The sequence below is a fragment of the Streptomyces sp. NPDC038135 genome (assembly GCF_055601245.1).
In genome coordinates this window covers 174825-187270 of record NZ_JBVJXS010000012.1, presented here as the reverse complement: position 1 = coordinate 187270, position 12446 = coordinate 174825, and the positions used below count along the sequence as shown (strand labels likewise).

The 12446-nt window shown below is 76.0% G+C and carries 9 protein-coding genes; 4 read left to right on the top strand and 5 right to left on the bottom strand.

Annotated elements, in window-relative coordinates:
* Window positions 1–4: 4 nt before the first annotated feature.
* Together sbnA and ACZ7JA_RS31475 are read left to right on the top strand one after the other, a co-directional pair.
* Window positions 5–1042: a 2,3-diaminopropionate biosynthesis protein SbnA gene (gene sbnA, locus ACZ7JA_RS31480; RefSeq protein ID WP_351666410.1), complete on the top strand. Its 1038-nt coding sequence runs from the start codon at window positions 5–7 to the stop codon at window positions 1040–1042.
* A 100-nt stretch (window positions 1043–1142) separates the two neighbouring features.
* On the top strand, window positions 1143–2390 hold the full coding sequence (locus tag ACZ7JA_RS31475; protein ID WP_470811756.1) for an FAD-dependent oxidoreductase: 1248 nt from the start codon (window positions 1143–1145) through the stop codon (window positions 2388–2390).
* Window positions 2391–2612: 222 nt separating this feature from the next.
* On the opposite strand, the gene ACZ7JA_RS31470 is transcribed toward ACZ7JA_RS31475, so the two are convergent.
* A complete protein-coding gene (locus ACZ7JA_RS31470) occupies window positions 2613–3044 on the bottom strand; it encodes a hypothetical protein (RefSeq protein WP_389298201.1) in 432 nt (143 codons plus the stop codon).
* 93 nt (window positions 3045–3137) lie between these two features.
* Between ACZ7JA_RS31470 and ACZ7JA_RS31465 the strand changes: the two genes are divergently transcribed.
* Both ACZ7JA_RS31465 and ACZ7JA_RS31460 read left to right on the top strand, forming a co-directional pair.
* Window positions 3138–6356 (top strand): tetratricopeptide repeat protein, encoded by a 3219-nt coding sequence (locus ACZ7JA_RS31465; RefSeq protein WP_470811754.1) that lies wholly within the window; start codon window positions 3138–3140, stop codon window positions 6354–6356.
* Window positions 6357–6425: 69 nt separating this feature from the next.
* Window positions 6426–7838, top strand: coding sequence for an FAD-binding oxidoreductase (locus tag ACZ7JA_RS31460; protein ID WP_450749495.1), 1413 nt, complete (start codon window positions 6426–6428; stop codon window positions 7836–7838).
* A 29-nt stretch (window positions 7839–7867) separates the two neighbouring features.
* On the opposite strand, the gene ACZ7JA_RS31455 is transcribed toward ACZ7JA_RS31460, so the two are convergent.
* Genes ACZ7JA_RS31455 through ACZ7JA_RS31440 form a run of 4 tightly spaced genes read right to left on the bottom strand, consistent with a single transcriptional unit; the run spans window position 7868 to window position 12434 of the window.
* A complete protein-coding gene (locus ACZ7JA_RS31455) occupies window positions 7868–8434 on the bottom strand; it encodes a hypothetical protein (protein WP_470811752.1) in 567 nt (188 codons plus the stop codon).
* 60 nt (window positions 8435–8494) lie between these two features.
* Window positions 8495–10327: a GMC family oxidoreductase gene (locus ACZ7JA_RS31450; RefSeq protein ID WP_470811750.1), complete on the bottom strand. Its 1833-nt coding sequence runs from the start codon at window positions 10325–10327 to the stop codon at window positions 8495–8497.
* Window positions 10324–11751: a hypothetical protein gene (locus ACZ7JA_RS31445; RefSeq protein WP_470811748.1), complete on the bottom strand. Its 1428-nt coding sequence runs from the start codon at window positions 11749–11751 to the stop codon at window positions 10324–10326. Before ACZ7JA_RS31445 ends, ACZ7JA_RS31450 begins: the two co-directional genes overlap by 4 nt.
* Window positions 11748–12434 carry a FadR/GntR family transcriptional regulator gene (locus ACZ7JA_RS31440; RefSeq protein ID WP_450749489.1) on the bottom strand — a complete coding sequence of 229 codons (687 nt, stop codon included), beginning with the start codon at window positions 12432–12434 and terminating at the stop codon, window positions 11748–11750. The genes ACZ7JA_RS31445 and ACZ7JA_RS31440 overlap by 4 nt, the downstream gene beginning before the upstream one ends.
* Between the last annotated feature and the right edge of the window lie 12 nt (window positions 12435–12446).

Sequence of the window (12446 nt, the reverse complement as noted above, 5' to 3'; positions counted from 1 at the left end):
CGCCGTGCCCGTCATTTCCTCCCCCAGCGCCTTCAACGAAGGCGACCTCTTCGTCGACCTGGAGTCGATCTTCGGGTGCTCCCTCTACCTGAAATGCGAGGGCTTCAACTTCGCCGGCTCCATCAAGCTGAAAGCCGCGAACGAGATGGTGGAGAGCGCCGAACGGGACGGGGTCCTCAAGCCGGACTCCATCCTCGTGGAGTCCTCGTCGGGCAACCTGGGCGTGGCGCTCAGCATGATCGCCGCGAGCAAGGGTTACCGGTTCCTGTGTGTCACGGACGCCCGCTGCAACCTGTCGACCAGGCTGCTGATGGAGGCCCTGGGCAGCCAGGTCCACGTGGTGGCCGACCTGGACGCCAACGGCGGTTTCCTCGGCACACGGCTCGAGTACGTCCAGTCGCTGTGCGAGTCGGACGACCGGTACGTGTGGCTCAGCCAGTACACCAACGCGGGCAACTGGCGGGCCCACTACCGGACCACCGGGCCGGAGATCGCCGGTCACTTCCCGCGTCTGGACGTGCTGTTCGTCGGTGCGGGCACCACCGGGACCCTGATGGGCTGCGCGCGCTTCTTCCGGCAGTGGCACCGCCCGGTGCGGATCGTCGCGGTGGACAGCGTGGGCTCGGTGGCCTTCGGCGGGGAGCCGGGCCGCCGGATGATCCCCGGCCTGGGCATGAGCATGCGTCCGCCGCTGCTGGACGAGTCCTACGTGGACGAGGTGATCCGGGTGGAGGAGGCCGACACCATCCGCACCTGCCACCGCATGGCCAGGCGCGGCTTCCTGTTCGGCGGCTCCACCGGGACGGTGGTCAGCGGGGCGACCGACTGGCTGGCCGAGCACGGCTCCGACGGCCTCACCGCCGTGGCCATCGCGCCCGACCTCGGGGAGCGCTACCTCGACACCATCTACCAGACCAACTGGCTGCAGGACCTGTACGGCGAACACATACTCGACTCGGTCGGGGACCGGGTCCAGGTGGACGGCCCGTCCGAGGAGGTCGGCTCCGCCGGCCGCTCGCCGGGGCGGCGCCGGAGGCGGTAGGGCGTACGCGCCGCCTCTTCTCCCGTGCCCTCGCCGACCGCCGGGGAGTACAGTATTCATCAGACGATGAATTCCTGTTCTCCGGAGAGGCGGGGGCACGATGGAGCGGACAACGTGCTGCGTGGTGGGAGGCGGTCCCGCCGGAATGGTGCTCGCCCTGCTGCTGGCGCGGGCGGGCGTCGAGGTGACGGTGCTGGAGAAGCACGGCGACTTCCTCCGTGACTTCCGCGGCGACACCGTGCACCCCTCGACCCTGGCGCTGCTGGACGACCTGGGGCTCGCCGGGCGTTTCGCCCGGCTGCCGCAGCGCAGGGTGCGGACCGTCCAGCTGTCGCTGGGCGACGGGCGTTCACCGGTCACGATCGCCGACCTGTCGGTGCTGCGCGGCCCGTACAACTACGTGGCGATGGTCCCCCAGTGGGACCTGCTCGACCTGCTGGCGGCGGAGGCCCGGCGCGAGGCCTCGTTCCACCTGCGGATGAACACCGCGGCGACCGCCCTGCTGACCGAGGGCGGCCGGGTGACCGGGGTGCGCTACCGCACGTCCGACGGCCGCACCGGCGAACTGCGCGCCGTGCTCACCGTCGCCTGCGACGGCCGCGGCTCTCTGGCGCGCGACCTGCCGGAACTGGGCCTGCGCCGCTTCGACTGCCCGATGGACGCCTGGTGGTTCCGGCTGCCGCGCCGCGAGGGCGATCCCAGCGGACTGGTCGGCGGCGCGGGGAAGCGATTCCTCACCGCGATGATCGACCGTGGTGACTACTGGCAGTGCGCGACGCTCATCCGCAAGGGCACCGACGGCCCGCGCCGGGCGGCCGGCCTGGACCGGTTCCGGTCCGACTTCTCCGCCGCCGTCCCCTGGATCGCGGACCGCACCGGGGAACTCGGCTCATGGGACGAGGTCAGGCTGCTCGACGTGCGCCTGGACCGGCTGCGTCGCTGGCACCGGCCGGGACTGCTGTGCATCGGCGACGCCGCGCACGCGATGTCCCCGGTCTTCGGCATCGGCATCAACCTCGCCGTCGAGGACGCCGTGGCCGCCGCACGGTATCTGGCCGCGCCGTTGCGGCGCGGGACCGTGGGACTGCGCGACGTCCGCAGGGTGCAGCGCCGGCGCCGCCCCACCACGGTGGCCACGCAGGCGCTGCAGCGGGCGGCCCACGCCCGGTTCGTCGCCCCGGTGCTGGCGGGGCGGCCGCCGCTCGGCAGCGCGGCGCGCGCCCGGCGCCTCGCGGCGCTGGTCACCGGATCGCGGCTCGGCCGCCTCCCGGCGTACTTCATCGGGTACGGCGCGCTGCGGGAGCGCCCGCCCAGGTCGTGTCGGCGAAGTCGCGCCGGCCGCCCGTAGGGCGGGCGTCGCGGCGTCCGGTGCGTGCTCCGGTGTTCCCCCGGCCGAAAGCGGCTAGTGCCGGCCGGCCCTCGTACCGGGTGTACTCGGGCTTTCGGCCGGTGCGGCGAGAATGCGTGCCGGGCGTCGCGACGCAGGCGCGACTTCGCGGACACGGCCCAAGGCGGCGGTCAGGTGGCCGCCGGCGCCGGACGGTCCCGCCGCACCGCGGGCCGCCGGACCTCAGATCCGGCCGCCGGTGAGGCGGGTGATCGGCCCCTGGGTGCGGCGGCCGGAACGGCGGCCCACGGCGTAGGACGCGACGCCGACCGCGGTCACGCCGGCGCTCACGCCCGCGGCCACGATCTTGCGGTGGGCGAGGACCGTCCACGCGGTCGTGGCCACCGAGGCGACCCGGCCCGAGGCCGCGACGGCGGCCCGCCGCCCCGCCTCGACGCCCTTGGCCGCCGCGCTCACCGTGCCGGCCACGCCGTCGGCGGCTCGCCCGGTCGCCTCCTTCGCCGCTGACGCTCCGTCACCGGCGGCCTCCTCGGCCTTCTTCGCCGCGCCGGAGGCCGGCGCGGTCGCCTTGGCGGCGGTGCGCCGGGCCGCCGAGGCGGCCGTGCGCTTCTTGTCCTGCGTCTGCTGACTGGTGCCCTTGGTCGGTTCACTCATGGGATGCGGCTTGCCCCTCAGGGAGCCCGCAAACGTGGGCTCGTGCGGGGGTGCGGCCGCCCACCGGGCGGTAGCCTGCTCGTGAGGACAGTCATGGCCGATGAGGTGCGTATCCGGCTCCTCGGCGGTTTCGCCGTCGCGGTCGAGGACCGCCCGGTCGCCACCGGGGCGTGGCGGCTGCGCAAGGCCCGGACCCTGCTGAAGCTGCTCTGCCTGGCCCCGGGCCACCGGCTGCACCGGGAGCGGCTCTACGACCTCCTGTGGCCGGACCTCGGCGTGCCGGCGGCGTCGAACAACCTGCACCAGGTGCTGCACGCCGTGCGGCGGGCGCTGGCCTCCGCCGGGGCGCGGGACGAGTTCGTCGTGCTGCGCGACGACATGGTGCTGCTCGGGCCGGACGGCGGCGTGCGCGTCGACCTGGACCGGCTCGACGAGGCGATCCGGCGGGCCGCGTCCGGCGGGACGGCGGCGGACTGCCGCGCCGCGCTCGCCCTGGCCGACGCCGGACTGCTGCCCGAGGACCGCTACGAGACCTGGGCCGCCGAGGCGGCCGGGGCGCTGGAGACCCGGCTCACGGCCGTCCGGCTGCGGCTGGCCGAGGCGCTGGAGCGCGATCACCGCACCGCCGAGGCGGTGGACGTGCTGCGGGCCCTGGTCGCCCGGGACCCCCTCGACGAGCCGGGGCAGCGGGCCCTGATGCGGACCCTCGCCGAGTCCGGGCGGCGCGGGGAGGCCCTGGCGGCGTACGAGCGTCTGCGCGACACGCTCGGCCGGGACACCGGGGCCGATCCCGACCCGCAGACCCGCCGCCTGTACCGCGCTCTGCTGGCGGGCTCGGTGGAGCAGGACGAACGGACCGGGGACGGCCGGCGGGCGCGGCTGCCGACGCCGGCCACCGAACTCGTCGGCCGGGAACGGGAGATCGCCGAGGCGCGGCGGCTGCTCGGGCGCAGCGGGCTGCTCACCCTCACCGGGGCCGGCGGCTGCGGCAAGACCCGGCTGGCGCTCGCCGTGGCGGACCGCGGCGGCGACGGATTCCGCGACGGGGCCTGGTTCGTGGACCTCTCCGCGCTGACCGAGCCGGACCTGGTCCCCGAGGCCGTCGCCGCTGTGCTCGGGCTCCAGCTCCCGCCGTCCGGCGGAGCCCGGGAAGCACTGGTGGAACAGCTCGGCGGCCGGCGGACGCTGCTCGTGCTGGACAACTGCGAGCACCTGGTCGACGCGTGCGCCGCCCTGGTCTCGCAGATCACCGCCCGCTGCCCGGGGGTCGCCGTGCTCGCCACCAGCCGGGAGCCGCTGCGCACTTACGGCGAGCGCACCTTCCGGGTGCCCTCGCTCCAACTGCCGGATCCGCGGCGGCTGCCGCCCGTCGAGGAACTGGCGCGCTTCGCCTCCGTACGGCTGTTCGTGGACCGGGCCGCCGACGCGGCGCCGGGCTTCCGGCTGACCGCGCGGAACGCGGCCGCCGTCGCGCAGATCTGCTTCCGGCTCGACGGCATGCCCCTGGCCCTGGAACTGGCGGCCGCCCGGGTGCACTTGCTCGCCCCGGACCAGATCGCCGAGCGGCTCGACGACGCGCTCGCCCTGCTCAGCCGGGGCAGCCGGCACGGCGTGACCCGGCAGGAGACGCTGCTGGCCACCCTGGAGTGGAGCCACCGGCTGCTCGACGACGAGGAGCAGTGCCTGTTCCGCAGGCTCGCGGTCTTCGCGGGCGGGTTCTCGCTCGCGGCGGCCGAGGACGTCTGCGCGGACGGCGTGCCGGCCGGCTCGGTGCTGGACCTGCTCGGCCGGCTGGCCGACAAGTCCCTGGTGTCCGTGGAACCGGGGCCGCACGAGGCCCGGTACCGGCTGCTGGAGACGATCCGGCAGTACGCCGCCGGACTCCTGCGCGACAGCGGGGAATCGGCAGGCGTCGAGGACCGGCACCGGCGGTTCTACCTGCGGCTCGCCGAGGCGCGGGACCGCGAGCCGGCCACCGGGGTGGCCGGTGCGACCTCGCTGGAGCTGGAGGCGGACTACGGCAATCTCCGGGCCGCCCTGCGCTCGTTCCTGCGCCACCGGCCGGAGAGCGGGCTGCGCCTGGCGGTGGCGCTGCGTTCGTTCTGGCCCGAGCGCGGACGGCTCGCGGAGGGCCGGCGCTGGCTGGACGACGCGCTGGCCGCCGCCCCGGAGCCCACCCCTCAGCGGGCGAAGGCCCTGATGGGCCGGGCCGTGCTGGCGATCCGGCTGGGTGACGGCGCCCCGCTGGAGGACATCGCCGCCGAGATCGTCGGTATCCAGGAGCGGCGGCCGGACCGGGCGGCCCTGGCGTACGCCTGCCACCAGCAGGCCATCCTGCTGTGGATGCGCGGCGCCTGGGAGCGGGCCCGCGGCGCGCTCGACCGGGCGCGCTCGCTCGCGCTGGACGCGGACGAGCCGGCCGTCCTCGCCGCCGTCGCCCACCTCGACGCCGTGTGGGCGGTCTGCCGGGGCGAGGGCGAGGCGGCCGGCCGGTCCTGCGCGGAGAGTCTGCGGCTGCTGGACGGCGTCGAGGCCCGGACCGGCCCGTTCCTCCCGGTGCTGACGCCGGGTTACACGGTGGAGAGCGACGGTGCCGGCCCGGTGTCGGTGTTCTTCGAGGAGACGGTGCTGGGCGGCCGCACGGTGGGGCCGGCCCGGGCCCGGGGCCATGTGCTCACCACCCTCGCCTGGGCCGCCCGTCTCGCGGGCGACAGGGATGCCGCCGCGGAGGCGGCCGAGCGCGGCGCCGAGTGCTTCCGGACGCTCGCCGACCCGCACGGGGAGTCGCTGGCGCTGAACACACTGGGCAACATCCACCGTGGCGGCGACCACGACACGGCGCGCAAGCACCTGGAGACCGCCCTGGCGATCAGGCGCCGGCTCGGCGACCGCCGGGAGGAGGGCATCGGCCTCGGCTGTCTGGGCCTGCTGCACCTGGCCGCCGGTGACACCGAGAGCGCACGGGCCACCCTGGCCCGCGCGCTGGCCGGGTTCGAGGAGACCGACGACCTGCCCGGCACCGTCAACACCCTGCTCCACCTCGGGCTGGTGGCCCGGGCCGCGGGCGACCCGGCACGGGCCCGTACGCTGCTGACCCGCGCCCGGCGGCTGGAGCGGGTCCCCGGGTCGGTGCCCGCCGCCGGATGGGTCGAGCTGATGCTGGCGCGGCTGGCGGCGGAGGCGGGCGAGCTGGACGCCGCCGCCGCGTCGGCCGCCCGCGCCGCGGCCCACTTCGCCCGCCTCGGGGACCGGCGCGGTGGCGGGGCGGCAGGCGTGCCGGCGCCGCCCCCGCAGGGGCAAAGCGGCTGCTGAGTGGTTGCTAAGCGGCGCCGCCTACGGTCACGGATGTCAGCACAAGCACTCGTGACCGAGGAGCCGACCATGTCGATCGACACGGCACAGGGCGTCCTGGGGGACGCCACCATCGCCGAACTCCAGGCGGGCCTGCGCGGCACCGTCGTCCGCCCCGGCGACGCCGACTACGACGAGGCGCGGGCGGTCTGGAACGCCGCCCACGACAAGCGGCCGGCGCTCGTCGTGCGCTGCGCCGGCACCGCCGACGTGATCCGCGCCGTCGAGTTCGCCCGCAGCCAGGATCTGCTCGTCGCCGTGCGCGGCGGCGCGCACAGCATCGCCGGGTTCTCCACCTGCGACGGCGGCATCGTGATCGACCTGTCGCCGATGAAGGGGGCCGTCGTCGATCCGGTGCGCCGGCGGGTCGTCGCCCAGGCGGGCATGACCTGGGGCGACCTCGACCACGAGACGCAGGCCTTCGGACTCGCCGTGACCGGCGGGCTGGTCTCCTCCACCGGCGTCTCCGGGTTCACGCTGGGCGGCGGGGTGGGCTGGCTGGTGCGCCGCCACGGGCTGGCCTCCGACAACCTGACGGCGGCCGAGGTCGTCACCGCCGACGGCCGCGTGGTCCGCGCGGACGCCGGGCAGAACTCCGAGCTGTTCTGGGCGCTGCGCGGGGGCGGCGGCAACTTCGGCGTCGTCACCTCGCTCGAGTACCGGCTGCACCCGGTCGGGCCCCAGGTCCTGGGCGGGCTGATCTTCTACCCCCTCGACCAGGCGCGCCAGGTGGTCACCGGCTGGCGCGACCTGACCCGGGGCATGCCCGACGAGCTGACCACCATGGCCGTCCTGACGACGGCGCCCCCGGTGCCGTTCCTGCCCCCGGAGGTGCACGGCACCCGCGTCGTGGCGCTGGCCGGCTGCTACGCGGGCGACCCGGCGGCCGGCGAGGCGGCCGTCGGCCCGCTGCGCACCCTGGGGACGCCCATCGCCGACCTCATGGGCCCGCTGCCGTACACGGCGATGCAGTCGCTGCTCGACCCGATGTGGACGTCCGGCGCCCACAACTACTTCACCTCGGCGTTCATCGAGCCGTCCGACGACGCCCTCGACGCGGTGCTGCGGCACCATCTCACGACGCCCACGCCGTTCAGCGAGGTGCATCTGCACCAGCTCGGCGGCGCCTTCGCGCGGGTCCCGGCCGAGGCCACGGCGTTCAGCCGGCGCACGCCGGGCGTGCTGTGCAACGTGATCGCGCGGTCGCCCGGCGCGGCGGACTTCGACGCGCATGTCGCCTGGGCCCGCGCGACCCGTGAGGACATCGCCCGGCACGGCGACGGCTCGATGTACGTGAACTTCACCGGGGACGCCGCCGAGGACCGGGTGCGGGCCTCGTACCCGGGTGCGGTGCACGAGCGGCTGGTGCGGGTGAAGGACGCCTACGACCCGACCAATGTGTTCCGCCTCAACCAGAACATCCGCCCCTCGGCGGCGGCCTGACCGGGCCGGGACGCGTCGGGCGGGATCCGTCACCCGCCCGGCGCGTCCCGTCGCTCCGGCGCGCGGGCCGCCGCCTCGGCGCGCTCCACCCGGGCCATCAGGCGGTCCCTGCGCTTCGGCCACCAGACCAGGTCCAGCGCCACCAGGACGACCACCAGCCACGACACCAGGGCCTGCCGCGCCGTCCCGGCCACGGTGTCGTACCCGGCGAGGACCAGCGACACCACGGCCACCAGCACCATCACCCACTGGCGGATCCGGTCGCGCTCCGCGGTCAAGCGCAGCGCCTCGGCGTAACGGAGGACGTCGGGCGCGAGCCGGGGGTCCGGTACGGTCCCGCCGCTCCGGGTGGCCCGCACCACCGCCGCGCGGTCCGCCGGGTCCAGATCCGCCCCCGCGGGCCAGACCGCGCTCATCCGCCGGGCCACGCGTACGCCGTGCAGCGGGGTGAGCACCAGGAGCACGACCACGGCGGCCGCCCAGGCCCCGGACTCGACGAGGACGAAAAGCCCGAAGAAGACGCCCGCGGCCAGTCCGGCGCCCAGCGCCCTGCGCACCGGGCCCCATTGCCACACCCAGCCGGGAACGAGAACCACCCGACCATGCTGACGATCACCGGTGCCCCGGGCAACGACCGCACGCCCGCGAGTCGCGCGTCAGGCGCCCGTGTGCGCCTCGGCTATCGCAAGGGCCGCCGCCATGATGCTGAGCTGGGGGTTCACCTGCGGGCAGCTCGGCAGCACCGAGGCGTCGGCGACCAGGACCCCGTGCACTCCGCGGAGCCGGCCGTGCGGGTCCACCGGGAACAGCCGGGGATCCGAGCCCGCCGCCACCGTGCCGGTGGGGTGGTAGGCCGACAGGTGGAGCTGCCGGGCCGTCGTCCGGGCGAGCAGCTCGTCCAGTTCGGCGAGCCGGTGGACGCGGGGTGTGCCGGGGATACCGGTGAGCACCTCCTCGGCGCCCGCCGCGAACAGCAGCTCCCCCATGGCCCGCACGGCCCGCGTCAGCCGGCCCGCGTCGCGGGGGTCCAGGTCGTAGCGGATCAGGGTGCGGTCCCGGCCGAGGACCCGGCCGGAGGGCCGGTCGGCGATCATCGCGCCGAGCGTGGCGACCCGGTCGGCGCCCTCCAGTTCGCGGCGCAGTTCGCCGCCCAGTCCGGGCAGGACGAAGGAGCCCATGCCGGGCGGGGTGGCGGTGGCCTCGACGAGGATGCCGTCGGCGTGGTGCTCCTCCACGCCGACGCTCTGCAGCACGCCCTCCCACGCGGTGACCGGTTCGGCGAAGCGTCCCGCGACGCTCGTGGCCGGGTGGACGCTGAGGTTGCGGCCGAGGCGGGGGTGCCGGCCCAGTCCCGAGCGGCGCAGCAGGGGCGGGGACTGGAGTGCGCCGGCGGCGACCACGACCAGCGGCGCGAGGATCTCGAACGCGCCGTCCGCCCGGCGCACGCGCACTCCGGCCGCGCGCGGGCCGCCGGGGCGGTCGGGGTCGACGAGGACGCGTTCGGCCCGGGCGCCGGTGACGATCCGGGCCCCGGCGGCGCAGGCGTCGGGCAGCACGGAGAGCTGCACGCTCTGCTTGGCGCCGGTCGGACAGCCCACCACGCACTGGCAGGAGCCCCGGCAGCCGGGCGCGTTACGGCGCAACGGCGCGGCGCTCCAGCCCAGTCGGCGTGCGCCGGCGAGGGTGAGCCTGCCGTTGTTCCCGAGGACGCCGGTGGGCTGGACCGCCACCCTCAGGGTGCGCTCGGCCTCGTCCAGGTGCCGGTCGAAGCCGTCGGCGAGGGTGAACCCCAGGTCCCGGCTCCAGTGGGCGAGGACGTGGGCCGGAGTCCGGTAGCACGTACCGGAGTTGACGACCGTGGTGCCGCCGACGGCCCGGCCCGCCGGGAGCAGCAGCGGTGGGCGGCCCACGGCGACGGTCGCTCCCCCGTCCCGGTAGAGCCGGGTGAACCGGTCGAGGGGCGCGCTCCGGCCGAAGGACCCGGTGGAGTGGTGCTCGCCCTCTTCGAGGACGACGACGTCGAGGCCGGCCCGCGCCAGGGTCCGGGCGGCCATCGCCCCGCCCGCGCCGGAGCCGACGACCACGGCGTCGGCGCGGGAGCGGGCGGGCCAGTCGGCCGCGGGCGTCAGGTCGAGCGGCGGGTCCTCGCGGGCGGGGCCGCGCGGTGCGGGGCCGTCCTGGAGCATCCGCTCGGTTCCGGCCGCCAGCAGGACGGGCACCTTGAGGACGTCCAGGAGCGGCAGGAGGGCGGGCCGTGCGCCCAGTTCGTCCAGGACGGACTGCCTCTCGGGCGCGCCGAGGGTGTCCAGGGTGCGTCCGGTGCGCGCCAGGGCGTAGGCGTCGACGGCGCTCGCCGCCGCCCGCAGTCCGGCCCGGGCCGGCAGCGGCATCGCCGAGAGGACCGTGCGAAGTCTGCCGGGGACGCGCCGGGGCCAGTCGGCGGTGCCGTCGTCGGCGACGAGGGCGGACACCAGCCCGGTGAGGCTCATCGGGTGCCCACCTCCGCGTGGGCCGTGCCGTCGAGGGTCCACTCGGCCTCGGTGCGCCAGCCGCCGAACCACCACCGTTCCAGCAGCACGTGCGCGTCGGCGCGTTCGCTGTTGCGGCAGGTCGCGTGCCGGCCGTCGGGGTCCGTGTAGTCGAGGGCGAGGGTGCCTTCCGGGGGCTGGGTGACCTCCACCCGGATGCGGCGCAGGCCGCTGCGGCCGGTGACCGTCCAGGTGGGCAGGGCGAGGCCGGCCCGGAACCGGCCCGCGCCGGCCCAGCCGACGGCCGCCCGTTCGGGGCGGCGGGGCCAGGTGCGGCCGGAGCGGCGCAGTTGCAGGAAGACCAGCGGCGGGAGCCTGCGCAGGCCCGGGCGCGTGGAGACGGCGGCGACGATCTCCAGGACGTCGCCGCCGCCGAGGTCGGCGTGCAGCCAGGCCCAGCGGCGGGCGTTGCCGTGACCGTAGATCCGGGCGGAGGCGCCGGGGGCCGCGGTGAGCGTCAGTGTCGTGCCGTCGTGGGTGAAGGTGCCGTCGTAGGCGGCGCGGGCGGCGGGGAGCATCTGGGCGGCCGGCAGCCGGGAGCGGCGCCAGGACCAGCGCGGGAAGGTGAACAGCGGTTCGTCCGTGACGCGTTCGGTGAGGTCCCAGCTCAGGGCTCCGTCCTCGGCCGTGCCGGTCAGGCGCCCGGGAGCGGCCGTGACGCCGCAGGCGTGGAAGCCGGAGGTTCCGGGTGTCCACCCGGCGGGGCCGAAGCGGGCGTGCCGCACGGGGCCGTCCTTGGGGAACACCGCGGCCCAGCCGTGCGCGTACGGCTCGGATCCGTCGGCGGGCGCGGTCAGTTCGTGGTGCAGCCACAGGCCGCTGCCGCTCTCCGGATCCGTGAGGGTGGTGTACCAGACCTCGGTACGGCCGGGCTCGCCGCGCCAGCGGGGCGCGAGGAAGGCGGCCGGGTCCTCGGACCGGGGGAAGCGGAAACTCGCGAGGAACGGCAGCAGTTGGGTGCCGAGCGGGAAGCGGAGGGTGCCGGTGCCGATCCGCTCGCCGTCCTCGAGGAGGGTGTACGGCAGCACGGTCATCGAGGCCAGGGGCCGCAGCGCGGTGACCGACTTCCAGCCGTCGAGGGTGAACCGGCGGCCGCCGGCGCCGAACGCGAGGCGGTAGTGGATGCGGCGGCGGGCCACCGGCGAGATCTCCAACTCACCGTCGGCGCACGGGTCGTCGGCCCAGCCGGCCACCCGCACCCGTCCGATGGCGCGGGCCTCGGTCGTGCCGAGGAGCCGCAGCCGGCGGTCCGCGCGGACCGTCAGGTCGAGGCGGATCCGGCGGGCGCGGTCCTCGCCGTCGAGCCGCAGCGTGCCGAGCATCGTCTCGGCGAAGGCGGTGCCGCGCGCGGCAGCGCCGGGGCGGCCCTGTGTGCCGTCGCTCATGCGAGGCCCTCCAGCATGATCCGTTCGGTCGCCGTCAGATACCGCTCGGCCGCGCTCCGGGCGCCGGCCCGGTCACCGGCCACGACCGCCTCGACCACCGGCGCCAGGCGTTCGCGGGCCACTTCCGGGTCGGCGAACGGACCGCTGAGCGCGGACCGGACCGGCAGGTAGGCGTTGAAGAGCGTGTTGGTCAGCAGGACGTAGACGCGGTTGCCGGTGGCGCGGGCGAGGGCCCGGTGGACCTCGATGTCGGCGAGCTGTACGGCGTCGGTGTCCGCCGCCTCCCCCACCGCGGCGAGCAGTTCGCGCAGTTCGTCCCGCTGCCGGCGGTCGGCCCGGGCGGCGGCCCGCTCGGCGATCAACGCCCCGACGCCGCGCCGCACTTCGAAGACCTCGCGGATCCAGTCGGGGCTGTGCCGGACGAGCATCGGCAGCAGGTCGGCGCCGCCGAGGCGCAGGTAGTCCCGCACCCGGGTGCCGACGCCGTGCCGGGTCTCCAGCAGTCCGGCCTGGGTCAGGCGTCCGAAGGCGTGCTTGAGGGTGGTGCGGGTGACGCCGTAGCCGTCGGCGAGGGTGCGTTCCGGCGGCAGGTAACTGCCCGCCGGATGACGCCCGGTGAGGATGTCCTCCCGCAGCCGGCCCTCCAGCACGTCGACGATGGTCTCCCGGGGCAGTGCCTCCACGCGTCCTCCCAG